The organism is Sulfurimonas sp. NW9 (assembly GCF_051132275.1).
GTDB lineage: Bacteria > Campylobacterota > Campylobacteria > Campylobacterales > Sulfurimonadaceae > Sulfurimonas > Sulfurimonas hydrogeniphila.
Genome location: NZ_CP093236.1, coordinates 2,304,328 through 2,321,770 on the forward strand (window position 1 = coordinate 2,304,328; position 17,443 = coordinate 2,321,770).

A 17,443-nucleotide genomic window follows, 5' to 3' on the forward strand; every position below is an offset into this window, starting at 1 on the left:
AAATCAGGAACCTATTTCTTCTTTCTTCTGCTCTTTATCTGCAAATACTTTTGAAGCATTGTCCCAGTTAATATGTGCCCAAAAAGCATCCAGATATTTTGCTCTTTCATTTTTGTAATCAAGATAATAGGCATGTTCCCAGACATCACATGTAAACAGAGGCGTTTCATGATGTAAAAATCATCTCAACTATTCCACTGCTTAATAAACTACTGCAACCAAAAAACTAAAATTATTTTAAATAGACCCCTATCATTTTATTCTTTGCCATAAAATTTGTTCCGTAACCCAGCAGCTCCCAAAAATAATACTTTAGCGGTCATATTTTGTTAAATGATTAAACTTAATCACCTGGTTTAACACCTTTATATAATCCTCTCCCATTTCAGAATACTTATCCAGACCCTGTGTTATTTTATAGGGATCATCATACTCTAAACGCAGTTGACGAAGCCTGTGATATGCCTTTCCTGTTGCAATCATCTCAAAATAGGCACGTATAGCGTCTTCCAGTGTATCAAATTTTCTTAGCCATATCGTCTGTGTACCACCTCTTTTTCTACCTGCGGCAATACGTTTTTCATTTAAATGGGAACTCCACATTCCAAAAACATTGTTTGCCTCTTTGAAAAATCTCGAAGTAGCCCATGAACTTTCCATAGCAGCCTGAGCCAATACAATGCTTACAGGATGCGGTTTCAAACGTGCCAACAAATCCTCATCACTTGTCGCCTTATATTTTTTTTTCAAGAACTCAATCTCTTCTCTGTTTTCTTTATTCGCGATATCTTTTGCAATTCTTTCATATCTTTGCATCAGTTCATTATGTACTTTACTAATAACAGGAACCAGCAACATCAAAAATCTCTTTTTTTTCTCTTTTACAGACAGCTGATGTGTAGCTGCCCTCTTCTTGCTCTTTTTAATAATGAGACGCTCATCACTCAAAACAAGCAGAGATGGGCTTATACACAACATAAAAACAAATTTTATCACTTCTCTTTTTTTCCGAAATATTCATAGTCCATATATTTTATCCGATTTTTAATTTCAAAATACCTGGCAAAAAATTTTGTTATGGCATATACACTGGCAATTGCTATAATCAGCACTGTAATATTAGCCGATACCCCCATAATAACTGCCAACTGATAAAAGAAACAGCTTGCAAAGAAAAATGCAGTTATCTGCAAAAATAAAAAAAAGATCGGTAATATTTTTGATTTTTTTCTTCTGTCATGCATATTTCTTTTCTCCTCTTCATTTTAAGCACACTCCATACAATACCAATCCCAACCATTGTAACTGAATGAAAGTAAAAGATATATAAATATCTTTTACTAACCTACCTTCTTCTGTATGAAAGAGCCTCAAGCATATGTTCTTTTTTAATCAAACCCGATTGAGACAAATCTGCTATTGTCCGAGCAACTTTTTGAATTTTTTTTATACTTCGAAATGACAAAGCAAACCTTTCTATGGCAGTCTGAAGTATTGTATTGGATGTATTATCCATCTTGCAAAATCTCTCCATATCTTTATCTGACAGATGTGCATTAAATACTTTTTGTCCACGTTTTTGGCAAAATATATGTGCTTCAATAACCGTTTTGTGCATTTCTTTTGATGAAAAACTTGGACAATCATTGACATTTACATTTTGCATCACCACATTTAAATCTATTCTGTCTAAAAATGGTTCAGAGAGACGGTTTTTGTATTTTTGTATTTCCAGATCACTGCACCTGCACTCTTTGTGTGAATCTAATAAATTTCCGCACGGGCAAGGATTCATAGCACCTACAAACAAAAACTTAGCCGGATATTCTACCTTTGAATTGACTCTTGAAATTCTTATTTTTGCATCCTGCATTGGTTCTCTGAGTGATTCCAAAACAGCTTTTGAAAAATGCGGTAATTCATCAAAAAACAGTATACCGTTGTTTGCAAGCCCTACCTCTCCTATTTTTGCCTTATGACTGCCACCGCCAAAAATACTTGCCGGTGTAGAACTGTGATGTGGATTTTTCAGTGTTCTGTGAGGTTTGAATTCCGGTTCATACCCTTCTAAAACTTCAAGCTTGGCAACATCCAGGATTTCACTCTCTGTCATGGGCGGAAGAATATAACGGAGTCTGTTTGCAATCATACTCTTCCCGCACCCGGGACTGCCTTCAAAAATAATATTATGAAACCCTGCCGCGGCTATTAAAGCCGCTCTTTTGGCAATTTCTTGTCCTTTGACATCGATAAAATCTTCTGTATACTCTTTTGTATAATAATACCTTTGTCCCTCTAACTGATAATACGGATAGCCAATTTCACTTTGTTCTATATTTGGCGTTGCAGTCTCCTGATTTTTCAAAAGACTGACAGCCTCATTGACACTTTTAACTCCGTAAAATGAAACATTTGGAATTTTTGACAGCTTTTGCAGTGATTCGTACGGCACAACAGCTTGCGATATAAGCCCCTGATTTGCCAAAGAAAGAATTAAAGGATAGAGCTGAATATTTTCTTTTACACTTCCGTCCAGCCCCAGTTCACCAAAGACAAACCAGCCGTTCAAGTCTGCATCACTCTCATTCAAAAGTATGAGCAAAGCCATACTCAAATCGAACTGTGAACCCGATTTTGCAAGTTCAGACGGAGCCAGAAGAAAAGTAATTCTCTTGGGAGGAAAAGAAAAATCATTGCTCAGGAGTGCAGATTTTACCCGCTCTTTTGATTCTGTAATAGCAGTCGATGCCATCCCTACTATAGAAAAGGACGGTAGTCCTTTCGTCAAAGTTGATTCCACATCAACGACTTTGGCATCTATTCCCTCATATGTTGCACAGCGAACTTTTTTCATTGAATCAACCTTCTTCTAGTTGCTTCTATCTTAGCTGAATGCTTTACATGTAAGGAATAATATGACAAATTGTCATTTTATTTGTTGTTTTTTTTCTCTTTTTGCATTTTTTTATACTCTTTTTCAAACTTCTTTCGTCTTGCATAGGAGAGTTTGTCTATAAATAAAATACCTTCAAGGTGATCCATCTCATGCTGAATAGCTATAGCCAAAAGCCCATCTGCTTCGAGTGTTTTTGTGTTCCCGTATCTGTCTTGATAATTTATAATAATATTTTCATATCGTTTAATATCTTCATAAAACTGGGGAACACTCAAGCAACCTTCTTGATAGGTTGTTTCTCCGCTTTTATGCGTCATAACCGGATTGATAATTTCAAGCAGGTTTTCAGGAGGCTGCTCTCCATCTTCATCAGGAATATTTAAAATAAGTGCCCGAATCGGATGTCCAACCTGAATCGCTGCAAGGCCTATACCGTTTGTGCTTATCATCAAAGGGTTCATGGCATCGAGCAATTCATGCAAAGAATCATCAAACTCTTTGACTTCGCAAGATTTTTCTCTTAGTTTTTTATCCGGATATTCTACTATAGTTAACTTCATCTCTTAAAAAATTTTCCTGCTTTTTATGATCTCAATGAGACAGCATAATCACTGTTTTTATCTTCATACGCTTTTTGGATACCGTCCATTGCACTGACTACAATCTCTTCAACAGAATTTTCAGGATTTACATCTGTCACACCGATAGAAATTTTTAGATGAATTTCTCTGTCTGCCAAAAAGAAATTAGAGTTTGAAACCAAATCACTTAGTCGCTCACTTGCCTTTTGGGCACTCTCTATATCTGTATGCTTCAGCAGCATTGCAAAGACGCCATTCCCGTAATGTGCCACAATGTCGCTTCGTCTTGAAGTTTTTAAAAGCAGTCTTGCAATTGTTCTGGTCATCAGTAAAACCGCCTTATCATTGTTGACGCTTTTCTTGAGCTCACGAGAAAGTTCTATCATAATAAGAGAACTTTTATGATTAAACTCTTTAATAAGCCCAATTTCCTGCTCAATTTTTGTAAGCAGATAACGTTTGTTATAGACTCCGAATTGATTGTCAAATATTGTCTCATTCTCAACATTTTTAACAATTTTAGCTGTATCATCATAGATTGTTTTCATTTGAGAGCTTTGTGTTTTCAAAATAGAATTCAGTTTGGAAACATCCCCCTCTAAAATACCGATTATATTCACAGCCTCTTTTTCACTAGGTACATTACTGAGCTCTTTTTTTCTTTTTTCTAAAATTTTTATCATTAAAGACATATTTTTGTACAGGTTGGCTGTTACCGTAAGAATATGCTTGATGGAACTAAATCCCTGTTTAAGATTTTGTTCCAAAACAATAGTATTTTCATCATCATTGTTCTCTTCAAGTTCCAAAATAGAGTGTATCTGCTTCCGAAGATTTTCGCTTTTATCTTCCAAAAGTCTGTCAAAATAGAGTGAAAAGTTATTGGGAGTAGGTGGTAAATTGTCTGCAATAAGTGCATTTAAAACCTCTTTTGCATAAATTTCAATATCACTCGAAGAACTCTCTAGATCCAGTTTTTTTATGACAGTTGTCTTTGCATTAGAGTTTTTCTGTACTTTTGATTTTAATCCACCTGCCATATTTTCTCCCTACTCTTTGTCGTTCTTAACTAACACTTCATCAATCATGCCATAATCTTTTGCTTCTGCAGCACTCATAAAGTTGTCACGATCTGTATCTTTTTCAACTGTTTCAATGCTTTGCCCGGTATTTTCTGCCAAATTGCATTGAGTTCTTTTTTCATGCGAAGAATCTCTTCTGCCTGAATTGCGATATCAGTTGCCTGACCCTGTGCACCGCCTAAAGGCTGGTGTATCATGATTCTGGCATGAGGCAATGCATAGCGTTTGCCTTTTTCACCGCTTGAGAGCAAAAATGCACCCATAGATGCAGCCTGACCGATACAAATCGTAGCAACATGCGGACGAATATAGTTCATCGTATCAAAAATAGCCATCCCCGCAGTCACAACACCGCCGGGAGAGTTAATATAAAAATAGATATCTTTTTCGGGATCTTCTGCTTCAAGAAACAAAAACTGTGCAACAATAGTAGATGCCACAGCATCATTTACCTCTCCGCTGAGCATCACAATTCTGTCTTTTAAAAGACGGGAAAAAATATCATAAGAACGCTCACCGCGTCCTGTTTTTTCCACTACATAAGGAATATAGCTCATGGCTTACGCTTCTGACTTTTCATTCAAGAGAGCAGTTAACACTTTGTCTTCCACCATTGACATTTGAATTGCCGGAAGATACCCTGCCTCTTTATAATGTTCATATGCCTTTTGCGGATCTTGACCCATTTGCATTGCTTCATAGTAGATAGTCTGCATCACTTCCTGCTCTTCTACTTTTATACTCATCTCCTGTGCCAACGCATCTATAATGAATGTCGCTTTTACACTTTTTACTGCATCATCACGAAAGCTTTCACGAAGTTCTTCTAGTTTTTCAGGGTTTTCTTTAAGCTCTTTGATTTCATCTTCACTCATTTGCGATGCTTTTTTGTTGACAGCCATATCAATTTCCTGATCTACGACAAACTCCGGTAAATCAAAATCAATTTTTTCAACCAGCGTCTCTAAAAGTTTCGGTTTTAGCTCATCATTGTAAAGTTTTGCAAGTTTTTCCTGCTCAAGTGCTTTTTTTACTTCTTCTTTAAGTTTTTCCAAAGTTGCATCTTCTTCACCAGGAAGCAGTTTTTTTGCAAGCTCATCATCTATAACAACCTCGTCTTTTACTTTAATACCGTTTACTTTTACTTTAAATTCGGCATCTTTTCCTGCAAGTGTGTCTGAACCGTAGTTTTCAGGAAAAGTCACATTGATTGTAACTTCTTCATCTCTTTTTACGCCAATCAACTGATCTTCAAATCCTGGGATAAACTGTCCCGAACCGAGTTTAAGCTCAAAATTCTCTGCAGCACCACCTTCAAAAGCTTTTCCGTCTATAAAACCTTCAAAGTCAATAACAGCAGTATCACCCTCTTTCATTTTGCGGTTACGCTTGATGTCAACCAAAGGCGCTTGATTTTCAGCGATTTCCTTAATTCTCTCTTCAACCTCTTCATCTGTCACTTCAGGTTTTTCAAAATCAGGAACAAAAGATTTTACATTCTCTAAATTTATTTCAGGACGCATAGCTATTTTTACGGCTACCTCTATTTTATCATCACTTTTCTCAAATTTAGAAATAGTCGGCTCACCAATCAAAGATGCACTGTCAATGTTTAACTCTGTCAAGCCTTTTGCAAGAACTTCACGAAGTGCTTCTGCTTCAGCATCTTCAACAAGTTTTTCACCATATTGCTTTTTGATAATAGCAACAGGAACTTTCCCTTTACGGAAACCTTGAACATTCGCAGTTTTAGAGAGTTGTTTCGCAATTTTTTCTATCTTTTCATTCACCTCATCTCTTGAGATTGTTGCTTCAATTTGAGCATTTGCACCATTAATTTTGTTTGCTTTGATTTCCATCAATTTCCTTTTATCTGTATTGTATACACCATTATTTTGGACAATCATACCAAAAATGTGCTTTTTTTGCGATTAATTTTTGCATAAATTTGGTTTGAAATTTAAAATAAGCAGCCATAAAACGGCAAAATCTATCATCACATCTGCAAAATTAAAAACAGCAAAATCAAATCCGCAATGCCAGTAGACCATATCTACAACGCCCTCATGAACAAACCTGTCATAAATATTGGAAAACGCCCCTCCAAGAAGTATGCCCACCGGTAAAGCGTAACATAGCTTTTTTAGGTACAGTACATATATCAAAACACCACTTACAAGCAAAAGCTGAATATACTTTAAATACTCATTCAAAAATGCAAACATTGAAAATGCAACACCCTTATTGTAAACAAGTATCAGATCTATACACTCTGTATAATAACGAAAGCCCTCAACAAAGAGACTTTTAATATTTTGATCGATGATAAATACACCTGCGATACTAAAGAGCAATATCGCTGAAAGGCGTAACATTTTATTACTGTTATTCATTGAGCGCTTTTTTAAAGAATTCTACGATTTCATTCATTTTTTCATTCATGATATCAGCTTCTTTACACTCCAAAAGAACACGCAGTTTGTTTTCTGTCCCTGAGTAGCGGATCAAATGCCGTATTCCTTTCTTCTCTAAAGCATGCAACTTTTCATCCAGAGAAGTAATTTCACTTAAAGGCTTTTTTCTCTTTACATGTAAGTTCACAAGTTTTTGCGGATATAAAGGAAATGGTCGTAAAAGCTCTGAAGCTTTTTTCTTTTTATCATTCAATAAGGCAAGTAGCTGAAGTGTTGCTACAAGTCCATCTCCGGTTTTTGCAAAATCACTAAATATAATATGCCCACTTTGTTCCCCGCCAAAGTTAATGTCCTGCTTTTTCATAATTGCCAAAACATGTTTGTCTCCGACATCTGATCGAAAAAGTTTCAAACCATTTTCTGACATGTAATCTTCAAGCCCCTGATTACTCATGACAGTCGTTACGATTCCTCCGCCTTTGAGCTTGTTTTGCTTATGTAGGTAAACGCCAAGTGCACCCAGAAGATGGTCACCATCTACTGCTTCTCCAGTTTCATCTACAACAACAAGTCTGTCAGCATCACCGTCAAGTGCTATTCCCAGATCGGCTCTATATCTGACAACACTCTTGCATAAATCTTTTGTATGCAAAGCACCGCAGTCTTCGTTAATGTTGAAACCGTTTGGTTTGTCATGCAGTACAATCACTTCGGCACCAAGTTCTTCCAAAACAGTCGGGCCTACTTTATAAGCTGCACCGTTTGCCGTGTCAAGCACTATACGCATTCCCTGCAGTGTCATATGCACAGGAAAAGAGTTCTTAAGCTGTACTATATATCGCCCTATCACATCATCAATACGTTTTGCTTTTCCTATTGCCTTGCCTGTAACCTGGGAGTTATTAAGAAGTGCATCGTTAAAATATATATTTTCTATCTCTTTTTCTGTCTCACTTGAAAATTTATCCCCGTGGGCGTTAAAAAACTTAATCCCGTTATCTTCATAAGAATTATGTGAAGCAGAAATCATAATCCCCGCATCACAGCGCATATTTTCTGTAATGTATGCTATGGCCGGTGTAGGCATAGGACCAACCTGAATGACATCATACCCAATAGCCGTCAATCCGCTTACAATAGCATTCTCTATCATGTAGCCGCTTCTGCGTGTATCTTTTCCTACAAGTATTTTATTTGTAACTGCCGACGATTTCAAATAAATCCCCGCAGCCATAGCAACCTTCATAGCAACCGAGCACTTAAAAAAGAACCTGCCTCGCCTCGTACGCCGTCTGTGCCAAATAATTTCATATTCACTCCACTCAAAATATTCGATTTGCCGGTTTACTTGCAAGATTTAAAAAAAGAGACTCAGACCAAAGGGAGGATTCGCTCTCTTTTTTTGAAGCTTGAAAGTAAACATTCAGGACAATTTCAAGTATTTTACCACCCTTTAACTTAATTTTAATTATTTTTAAGGTAATATTTCGCACTTAAATTCCAAAAAGGACTCATTAAATGGCAAATCACAAGTCATCAATTAAGAGAATTCGCCAGACACTCGTTCGTACCGAACGTAATCGTTTCTATAGAACTCGTCTTAAAAATATCGTAAAAGCAGTTAGTTCAGCAGTTGAAGCTGGTAACAAAGAAGAAGCACAGGCAGCATTTAAAGTTGCAAACCAGCAAATTCACAAATTTGTAAGCAAAGGTATCTTGAAAAAAGAGACTGCTGCAAGAAAAGTAAGCCGTCTACACAAATCTGTAAACGCAATATAAGGCTAGCAACAAATGTTAGCAGATAAACTTACACCGTTTATCAACCGCTATAACGAACTTAGCGAATTGCTAAGTTCACCTGACATCACCTCTGACATCAAACGGATGACAGAACTTTCCAAAGAACAGTCTTCCCTTTTACCGATCGTTGAAAAGACAAAAGAGTACAAAGCACTTTTAGAAGAAATCAGTGACTCAAAAGAGATGCTCTCAGACCCGGAAATGGGTGATATGGCAAAAGAAGAACTTAAAGAACTTGAACCTCAGGTTTCCGTTTTGGAAGAAGAGATAAAAATGCTCCTTCTTCCAAAAGATCCCAATGATGACAGAAATATCATTGTAGAACTTCGTGCCGGTGCCGGTGGAGATGAAGCGGCAATCTTTGTCGGAGACCTGTTTGATGCCTATACGCGCTATGCAGATTTAAAAGGCTGGAAAATAGAACTGATGAGCACTTCTCCTTCAGATGCAGGCGGATACAAAGAGGTTATAGCACTTATAAAAGGGGAACAGGTTTACAGCAGGTTGAAATACGAAGGCGGTACACACAGGGTGCAACGCGTGCCTCAGACAGAAAGTCAGGGCCGGGTACACACCTCTGCAATCACAGTTGCAGTTATGCCTGAGGTTGATGATGTCGAAATTGAGATTAACGAGAATGATTTAAAAATTGATGTGATGCGTTCATCAGGTTGTGGAGGGCAGTCTGTCAACACTACCGACTCGGCTGTTCGCATTACTCACCTGCCTACAGGTCTGGTTGTCACTAATCAGGATCAGAAATCACAGCATAAAAACAGAGAAAAAGCGATGAAAGTCTTAAAAGCAAGACTTTATGACCTTGAGATGCAAGAAGCGCAGGCAAAAGACAGTGAGGCTCGTGCTACACAAGTCGGAACAGGCGACAGAAGCGGAAGAATCAGAACATATAACTATCCGCAGAACCGTATCAGTGATCACAGAATCAACTTGACACTTTACAGACTCAATGAAATTATGAGCGGCGGACTGCTTGATGAAATCATCGAGCCGCTTATTGCAGACCATCAGGCAAAAATTGTAGAGGCTGCAGGGCTCTAAAGGGCTTTGCTTTAACTTCGTTATTAAAGCTTGCAAATAGCTTTACAAGCTTACATGTAAAGCCGATGCAGGTACCGAAACCCAGAATTCAATGCTTATTCCGTTAAGTTTCATCAACTTTTTCGGAACCCAGACTTCAGTCTGGGCTGAAAGTGGCAGAAAAGTTGCAGCAGTCGGCACTGAAGTACCGATTCCTAAAAATATACATGTAAAGCTCAACGCTCCCTCGGAACCCGTACGTTCTATGCTAAAGCCTCAAGCTTATAAGCTTTACATGTAACCTAGCAATCTAAACTTCCCACTCTGTTTCAAAAGTTTTTTTCACACGCCCCTTAAAAGTAATCGTTTTTTCATTTACACCCAAATAGAGTGTATCGCCACTTGTCGGATAAACCTCAATATTGTTTTTGACTTTGCCCTCTTTGTAAGCTCTGTAAAAGCAGGCAGCCATTCCTGTCCCACAGGCCAATGTTTCATCTTCCACACCGCGTTCATAAGTACGGACTCTCAAATTGCCGCTTTCTACATGCATAATATTGACATTTGCATTATAAACATAGCGAAGTTCTCTTGCCTCTTCTGTGTCAAAATCTTCTATAGAGTCGGTATATCGTACCAAATGCGGCACACCTGTATTTATCAGCCACCAAGAGTGTCCGCCAAATTCTATACCGGTTTCAAGAATCTCAGGAGCTGTCAGTTCGCTTGTCACCATAGCATTTTTGGGAGTATTTTCTTCGACTTCTGCGCCAATAACACCGGCTCCTGTCATAAACTGCATTTTTGCAGGTGCAAGGTTATGATTGTACGCATAATGGGCACATGCCCGACTGCCATTTCCGCACATATCCGCATGACTTCCGTCAGAATTATAAAACTCCCATTCAAAATCATACTTTTCATGAGGCACGATGACTATCAGTCCGTCTGCTCCGATGCCCTCTTGACGATGGCATAAGACTTTTGCAAGCTCGTTGCGCTCTTGTTTTTTATCATCATGAAATATTACAAAATCATTTCCGTTTGCACTGTATTTGCTTATTTTCATTTTTTGTATATCTCCTTTATCTTCTCTACAAATTGCTCTACCTCATTTTGCAGATGTTTGAGATTTTTTGAATTGTCTATAATCCAGGTCGCTTTGTTTTTTTTCTCATCAATCGGCATTTGTGAAGCAATTCGCTTCAAAGACTCCTCTTCTGAGTAACCGTTACGTTTCATAAAACGCTCAAGTTGAATATCTTCAGGAGTATAGACTACAACACTCTCTTTTATATCATAATTGGAATTTTCAAAAAAAAGCGGGATATCTATAAGATAGGGGAATTGAAATTTATCCTGCTTTTCACTGCGTTTTTCTATTTCAGCCTGTATTTTAGGATGCAGATACGCTTCAAGTGTTTTTTTCGCGGCAGGATGAGAAAAAATATAACTTCCTAACTTTGTTCTGTCTACTTTTGTACCGTTTACATACTTACTTCCAAAAGTTTCTATCACCCATTCTACAGAGTCATCGAGAATTTCATGTGAAATCGTATCTGCATCAATAACCCGCATTCCGTTCAGTGCCAACAGTGAGGCTACTGTACTTTTTCCAGTAGCAATACCGCCTGTCAGTGCAATAGCATACTCATAAGCCATTAGTTTTTAATAATGCCCAGATACTCTTTTCTCACATTGTTTCCGGTAGCAAAAGCAGCAGGATGAATATCACAGTTGTAATATTCTAAACCGTCAAGAAGATCTGTTCTTTGTAAAATTATATCTGCTGTTGGATGATACTCTTTTGATGCCAAAAGAGCTGTTTTTCCATTACCTAAGTTATATGGCATAATGATTTTTGCATATTTGCCTAAAATTTGCATAATTCTTTTGTTTTCAGGTACATCATCCAAAGAAGGGTGCGCTGTTACCAAAAGTCCCTCTTCGTTTAACACACGATTAAAATGCGCTAAAACTGCAGCATCTGTCTCAAGTTCTGAGATCACTACATCATATTTGTCATCGGCAACCTCACGGAGCAAATTTATATCTGCTGAAATTACATCACAATTAATATCATCATATTTATATTTTTGTATCTCTTGCACAAAGCCTGCCGAGTTTGAACTGATGATTAAAACATTGTTTGGCTCTTTATGTGTACACAATGGCACATGCACCATCATTTCGTTATATATAAAATCTTTCATTCTTAAATTCCTGTTATGGGCTTTGCCCGTAGATTAATTAAAAGCGATTTTAGCATATTTGGATTAATTTTACTTAATATCGCTATAATTACATAATATTTATAAAAACTTAAAGGTATAAAATGGATTATAACAAAATTAGAAAGTTTTGCAGAGTGTTTCGCATTGCACTTGGTCTTGCTCTCATTATTGCAGGCTTAATCACAGGCATAGTATGGTTCTATCTTGGACTTATTCCTCTCATTGCGGGCTTGACTAACTTCTGTCCACTTTGTATCATTTCAAAAAAATGTGATTTACCACAAGATTCGGAGTCAAAATAATGAGTCAAATTTCGTATAAAGACGCGGGTGTAGATATAGATGCAGGAAACAGTTTTGTAGAAAATATAAAACCTCTTGTCAAAAGTACAAAAGTTCCAGGAGTCCTTGGAGGCATCGGCTCATTTGCCGGTGCCTTTGAATTGCCAAAAGGTTTTAAAGAGCCTGTCATGCTTGCGGCAACCGACGGTGTCGGCACAAAACTCAAACTTGCCATTGACAGCGGTATTCACAATACCGTAGGTATTGATTTGGTTGCAATGTGTGTCAATGATTTAATCTGTAACTTTGGAACTCCGAGTTTCTTTCTTGATTACTATGCAACCGGAAAACTCGATGTAAATGTAGCAACCAATGTCGTTGCAGGCATAGCAGAGGGATGTATCCGCAGTGAATGTGCACTTATTGGAGGAGAAACAGCTGAAATGCCGGGAATGTACTCCGAAGATGACTATGACCTTGCCGGTTTTGCAGTCGGTGTTGCAGAAAAATCTGAAATGGACAGAGTAAGCTTGGTTCGTGCAGGACACAAACTTATAGCACTTCCAAGTTCCGGACTGCATTCAAACGGTTTTTCTCTTGCAAGAAAAGTGCTCTTTGAAAAAATGAACTTAGATTTCAATGATGATTTCAACGGTAAACCGCTGATAGAGACACTTTTAGAGCCGACAAACATCTATGTGAAAACATTCAAAGCACTTAAAAACGAGATAGTAGCTATGGCACATATTACAGGCGGAGGCATTGTAGAAAATCTTCCACGTGTACTGCCTGAAAACTTAATGGCAGAAGTAAAAGAAGATGCTATCAGGGTTCTTCCTATCTTTGAACTTATGAGCGAGCATGTAGCTCGTGATGAGATGTTTAGAGCATTCAATATGGGTGTAGGCATGATACTTGTCGTTGAAGAAGCGAATGTTGAGAAAGTCTTGGCATCTGCCGAGGGATCTTACCTGATTGGAGAGATAAAAGAGGGCAAACGCGAAGCCAAGCTTGTATAGCTTTTTTTATTAAAATTAGATATTATATATATCAAAGAAACTCTACATCCTTCGGAATCGGCACATAAGTGCCGACTGCTGCAACTTTTTTCTGTCACTTTTCAGTCCATACTAAAATATAAATTCCGAGAAGTCGTTGAGTTTTTAATGGAATTAAAGTTATATATTGGGTAGTAATCTCAAAAAATTCCTGACTTCCGCGATAAGGCACACATTTTCAATTTTCAAAAATATCAAGGATTTGCTTCTGAGTCGGTGATGGATTTATAGGCAGTAATTCATCATCAATTTTTAAAGCTGTAATATGTTCAATAATTTTTCTTAGTAATTTCTGCGAGAACTTAAATCTGACATCATGCAACTTTAATCTTCTTTCAAACTCTTTGTAAACTGCATATGATACAAACGAAATAAGTACATGTGCTTTTATTCTCTCCTCAACGTGATGGTATATTGGCCGAATGCGTAAATCTGTTTTTGAGATTCTAAAAGCTCTCTCAACATCATACTGATTCTGATAATGTGCTATAACATCATTGGCATTGAGTGAAAAATCATTTGTTGCAAACCCTTTGATTCCATCAAGCTTTTCATCTTGAATAATTTTTTGAGGATTGAGTTTGTATTTAATACTGCACTTCTCATCTATATCCAAATATTTTGCATAGTAGGAGAGCTTTAGATCGCTTTTGGTGATATTTTTATCAGATAACCTCTGTTTGATTTTTTCTAACGCTTTTTCTCTTGTTCTTTTATCTTTTTTTGCTCTTTTGGAGGAGTAGGTAAGAATCAGTTTCTGTCTGATAGGGAGTTGCTGTTTATTGCCAAATTCATCTATATAATTTATCGTTTTATCTATATCAATGGTATGGATAGCCCCATCATCAATAAATGTCAAATTTGCAATTTGCTCTTTGAGTACATTGTCAATATTTTTGATTTTATAGGCAAGGATATATTTATAACCGTTATTCTCTAAAAAAGCAATATTTGCATGGGTGAGCATCCCTCTATCCGCAACTACTATCGGTTTTTCTTTGAGTTGAAACCGTGTTTGAAACTTTTGAAGTATATCTATAAGGGTATGCCCTTCATATTTATTTCCCTCGTATATTTCAAAGCTCAGTGGATACCCTTCTAGAGTTGTAAAAAGACCAAGGAGTATTTGGGGACGGGCAAGTTTTCCCTCTTTGGAAAAACCGATTCTTCTTAAATCATCTTCACTCTCACTTTCAAAGTAGAGTGTTGTTACATCATAGAAAGTTACAGTGATAGTTCCTGACATCACCTTTTGGGTGTGTTCAAATACACATTGCTATATTTGTGTCTTTATCTCCTCTTGATAGATAGTATCCAAGAAGCGATCAATTGTATCTGTTGTCATCTCTTGATGTTTGAAGTAGTCCAAATAGTGTATCAGCTCCAATTTGCTGCCGGGGTAGAGTATTCTTGATATTACCAATGAGCGAAATAAAAACTGTTTTTCTGAAACTTTACGAATGGATGTTGTTTGTAACTTTTCAAAAACTTTATTACACCCTATATCATCAAACAATCTCCCAAATATTAACTCATCACCAATAGGTATAAAATCTTGTGTTGTATATTCTGCAAGCAGCTTTTTTAACAACTCTTTTTTACTGTTAGTTTGTAAAAAATAGAAAAGATTATACTCAAGTTCATCAATACGCCCCAGTGCTTTTTGGTAAAGTTGCTCAATCTCATCTGGATCTTTACTGCTACCCAAAGTTTCAACTACTTTATAGCCTCGATTGCTTCTGTCAACAATATGAATACTGATACTTCCACTGCTATTTTTCTTTTTTCTGACTTTTAATCCCATATAAAATGATAACAAATTCTATGAATATATTCCCGAGGCACACAAATCGTGCCTTTTTATCCTCTGAAAGTACCTATTTTACGAGGTTAAGTTTTATTTAAAAAGTTATCGCGGAAGTCAGGAATTATGCTAACAGATCAGAAAATAAGATTAAAATAATAGAAAGAAGAAAAGAACACCGCCAAAAGGCGATGTGAAAAGAGAACTGTTAATTTTCTTTTTCTAGAAGTTATAGTTCAGTTGTACACTTACACCATCTTGAGAGTGTTTTGTTGTAATATCTTGAGCTGCAAAGTTTTTATAAGTATTTGTAACTTCAGGTGCATATGTATATGCTACATCTACTGATGCTTTATTACTTATATCATAAGAAGCACCAATTGCATAGTGAGATTCAACAATACCTGGAAAACCAAGAAGATTAAAAGTATTGACTGTACCTGGCTGTAATCCAGCACTATTTGGAATATCAGTTGCAGGATTCACAACAGTTTTTTCGCTAATAGGACTTGAAGCATAATTATAACCTAAACGCACTGCCCAACCTTTTGTATTATACTCATAACCTAAAGCAATTACATTTTGATCATCCCATTCAAAATCTTTATATCCTTTCGCATCAGACCATTTAATTTGCTTATAATCAACAGCTACAGTATGCTCGCCCATATTATAACTTGCACCTATACCAATCTCAGCTGGTGTGGAAAGTTTATTGTTATTATATCCAGTTGCAGTAAAAGGACTAACAACTGTATCAAACCCTTTATATTCCATATCAATTCTAGATTTATAAATTGCTCCAACTGTAAAACCAGACATCGTATAAGCTAAACCTATGTTGTAACCAAATTTTAAATCTTGAGCAACACCCATTCCGATTGTATCTCCCGCAGCATTTGGATCTAAAGGATTAGGGCTACCTGGATACTCATAATTAATATCCAAAGAACCATATTGCAAAATTGGTGTAACTGCTACACTAAAACCATTTGTAGTATATGCCAATGGCACACCAAACTGCATTAATTGAAGATTGGTAACCATTTGCATTTGAGTACCACCTGCTAATACAGAGTTGGCATCACGATAGTCAACACCCATACCGCCAGTTCCCCACATACCAATACCAACATAAAAATTATCGTTGATTTTAGTTGCCAAAGAAACTTCAGGTATAACATTTAAATTAGCATCACTGTCAAATGATGAAGCTCCAAAACCAATATTATTTTCATTTTTTACATGTGGCATAAAAATTGTACCACCGAAAGAAATCTCAGTTCCTTTCACAGAAGTAATTAAAGCAGGATTTGAAAGAGCAGATTCTGCACCATGGCTTATACCAATACTCGTTCCTGCCATACCACGAGATTTTGCACCCGTACCTATTAATGCTGCACCGTTCGTTGCAAATGCAGAAGTTGCACCTAAAGCTAATGCAGCTACTACTGCTAATTTAATTGTTTTTTTCATTTTCTCTCCTTAAGAGTATGTCAAATTTTTGAGATAGCCAAAGCTATTTCGACTGAAAGTATTATATGGGATAAAAAATTAATTGCATCTTAAGAAGAGAAACATAGGTATCATAAAAACTTATAGATTAAATCATTATAGTTCATTGTATAACAAAAATCACTGAGGAACATAATAAAATATTATAAAAATGGAAGAAATAGAGAAAATATCAGCTGTATTAATAGTAAATATCACTATATGATAAAAAAGATGAAAATGTAGATATGTGATAAAAAAATAACAATGTGTATATTTGTAACATTTTTATCACATATTAAAATATATATGTATTGTACAAAAGAAATGTAAAAATAAAGTAAATAGAAATATAGCAGAGAAAATTTTGTAAATGATTGAAAGTTAGGAAGAAAAATCTGATCAACTAGGCAGCGACCTACATTCCCACAAGTGAAACCTGCAGTATTATCAGCGATGAGAGGCTTAGCTTCTGGGTTCGGAATGGGGCCAGGCGTTTCCCTCTCTCTATAGCCACCTAGACAAGATCAGATATAAAGACATCTGACTGATGTATTTATATCTGATCTTATATCAGTTAAGAGTTGAGTAATATCAATTGTTAAAGTCAACAAACTCTTCGGAACCCAGACTTCAGTCTGGGCTAATTGGCTTAAAAGCCTAAAAGGCAAGGTTAAAACCTTGTTTCCGTCATACTAAATAACTTCTTAACATATCTCTTATTTAATAAATACACTAAATAAGGTAGTGAAGCAATTGTG

General features: G+C 36.6%; 17 protein-coding genes, 1 rRNA gene and 3 pseudogenes. 5 read left to right on the top strand and 16 right to left on the bottom strand.

From position 1 onward, the window contains the following. Nucleotides 1–3: 3 nt before the first annotated feature. The 10 genes and pseudogenes from MLC44_RS13010 to glmM form a co-directional block, all read right to left on the bottom strand. Nucleotides 4–159, bottom strand: coding sequence for a Fe-Mn family superoxide dismutase (locus MLC44_RS13010; protein WP_283949348.1), 156 nt, complete (start codon nt 157–159; stop codon nt 4–6). 153 nt (nt 160–312) lie between these two features. Continuing rightward, entirely contained in the window at nt 313–978 is a 666-nt protein-coding gene (locus MLC44_RS13015) for a glucosaminidase domain-containing protein (protein ID WP_434657735.1), read from the bottom strand. Between the two features lie 14 nt (nt 979–992). Then, nucleotides 993–1,244 (bottom strand): hypothetical protein, encoded by a 252-nt coding sequence (locus MLC44_RS13020; RefSeq protein ID WP_434657737.1) that lies wholly within the window; start codon nt 1,242–1,244, stop codon nt 993–995. Between the two features lie 101 nt (nt 1,245–1,345). Next, on the bottom strand, nt 1,346–2,854 hold the full coding sequence (locus MLC44_RS13025; RefSeq protein WP_151899287.1) for a YifB family Mg chelatase-like AAA ATPase: 1,509 nt from the start codon (nt 2,852–2,854) through the stop codon (nt 1,346–1,348). 77 nt (nt 2,855–2,931) lie between these two features. Then, on the bottom strand, nt 2,932–3,456 hold the full coding sequence (def, locus tag MLC44_RS13030; protein ID WP_346389824.1) for a peptide deformylase: 525 nt from the start codon (nt 3,454–3,456) through the stop codon (nt 2,932–2,934). 23 nt (nt 3,457–3,479) lie between these two features. Then, complete coding sequence (locus MLC44_RS13035; protein ID WP_151899285.1) at nt 3,480–4,517, bottom strand: GGDEF domain-containing protein; 1,038 nt, start codon at nt 4,515–4,517, stop codon at nt 3,480–3,482. A gap of 84 nt (nt 4,518–4,601) precedes the next feature. After that, nucleotides 4,602–5,116 (bottom strand): annotated as a pseudogene (locus tag MLC44_RS13040) (ATP-dependent Clp protease proteolytic subunit); the annotation flags it as partial. Between the two features lie 3 nt (nt 5,117–5,119). Continuing rightward, nucleotides 5,120–6,418: a trigger factor gene (gene tig / locus MLC44_RS13045; RefSeq protein ID WP_346389825.1), complete on the bottom strand. Its 1,299-nt coding sequence runs from the start codon at nt 6,416–6,418 to the stop codon at nt 5,120–5,122. Between the two features lie 72 nt (nt 6,419–6,490). Then, the gene (gene lspA / locus MLC44_RS13050; RefSeq protein WP_418640814.1) at nt 6,491–6,952 is read right to left on the bottom strand and encodes a signal peptidase II; all 462 of its coding nucleotides are present in this window, start codon (nt 6,950–6,952) and stop codon (nt 6,491–6,493) included. After that, a pseudogene (glmM, locus tag MLC44_RS13055) lies at nt 6,945–8,284 on the bottom strand (phosphoglucosamine mutase). Before glmM ends, lspA begins: the two are co-directional and overlap by 8 nt. Before the next feature lie 207 nt (nt 8,285–8,491). Between glmM and rpsT the strand changes: the two are divergent. From rpsT to MLC44_RS13070, 3 genes are all read left to right on the top strand, one after another. Beyond that, nucleotides 8,492–8,752 (top strand): 30S ribosomal protein S20, encoded by a 261-nt coding sequence (rpsT, locus tag MLC44_RS13060; RefSeq protein WP_151899280.1) that lies wholly within the window; start codon nt 8,492–8,494, stop codon nt 8,750–8,752. A 12-nt stretch (nt 8,753–8,764) separates the two neighbouring features. After that, nucleotides 8,765–9,832 carry a peptide chain release factor 1 gene (prfA, locus tag MLC44_RS13065; protein WP_434580638.1) on the top strand — a complete coding sequence of 356 codons (1,068 nt, stop codon included), beginning with the start codon at nt 8,765–8,767 and terminating at the stop codon, nt 9,830–9,832. A gap of 91 nt (nt 9,833–9,923) precedes the next feature. Continuing rightward, on the top strand, nt 9,924–10,112 hold the full coding sequence (locus MLC44_RS13070) for a hypothetical protein (RefSeq protein ID WP_434580640.1): 189 nt from the start codon (nt 9,924–9,926) through the stop codon (nt 10,110–10,112). A gap of 9 nt (nt 10,113–10,121) precedes the next feature. Here the strand turns inward: MLC44_RS13070 and dapF are convergent, their stop codons facing one another. Genes dapF through MLC44_RS13085 form a run of 3 tightly spaced genes read right to left on the bottom strand, consistent with a single transcriptional unit; the run spans nt 10,122 to nt 12,024 of the window. After that, nucleotides 10,122–10,880: a diaminopimelate epimerase gene (gene dapF / locus MLC44_RS13075; protein ID WP_151899278.1), complete on the bottom strand. Its 759-nt coding sequence runs from the start codon at nt 10,878–10,880 to the stop codon at nt 10,122–10,124. After that, nucleotides 10,877–11,473, bottom strand: coding sequence for a dephospho-CoA kinase (gene coaE, locus MLC44_RS13080; protein WP_434657740.1), 597 nt, complete (start codon nt 11,471–11,473; stop codon nt 10,877–10,879). The genes dapF and coaE overlap by 4 nt, the downstream gene beginning before the upstream one ends. Further along, on the bottom strand, nt 11,473–12,024 hold the full coding sequence (locus MLC44_RS13085) for a spermidine synthase (RefSeq protein WP_151899276.1): 552 nt from the start codon (nt 12,022–12,024) through the stop codon (nt 11,473–11,475). The genes coaE and MLC44_RS13085 overlap by 1 nt, the downstream gene beginning before the upstream one ends. Nucleotides 12,025–12,146: 122 nt before the next feature. On the opposite strand from MLC44_RS13085, the gene MLC44_RS13090 reads away from it, so the two are divergent. Together MLC44_RS13090 and purM are read left to right on the top strand one after the other, a co-directional pair. Then, a complete protein-coding gene (locus MLC44_RS13090) occupies nt 12,147–12,347 on the top strand; it encodes a YgaP family membrane protein (protein ID WP_151899275.1) in 201 nt (66 codons plus the stop codon). Continuing rightward, the gene (gene purM, locus MLC44_RS13095) at nt 12,347–13,345 is read left to right on the top strand and encodes a phosphoribosylformylglycinamidine cyclo-ligase (protein WP_434657743.1); all 999 of its coding nucleotides are present in this window, start codon (nt 12,347–12,349) and stop codon (nt 13,343–13,345) included. The genes MLC44_RS13090 and purM overlap by 1 nt, the downstream gene beginning before the upstream one ends. Before the next feature lie 217 nt (nt 13,346–13,562). Here purM and MLC44_RS13100 read toward each other — a convergent pair. The 3 genes and pseudogenes from MLC44_RS13100 to rrf form a co-directional block, all read right to left on the bottom strand. Next, nucleotides 13,563–15,188, bottom strand: a pseudogene (locus tag MLC44_RS13100) (IS1634 family transposase). A gap of 222 nt (nt 15,189–15,410) precedes the next feature. Then, entirely contained in the window at nt 15,411–16,664 is a 1,254-nt protein-coding gene (locus MLC44_RS13105) for an OmpP1/FadL family transporter (protein WP_151899271.1), read from the bottom strand. A 423-nt stretch (nt 16,665–17,087) separates the two neighbouring features. Further along, nucleotides 17,088–17,203: ribosomal RNA gene (rrf, locus tag MLC44_RS13110) — 5S ribosomal RNA — on the bottom strand. Nucleotides 17,204–17,443 lie beyond the last annotated feature (240 nt).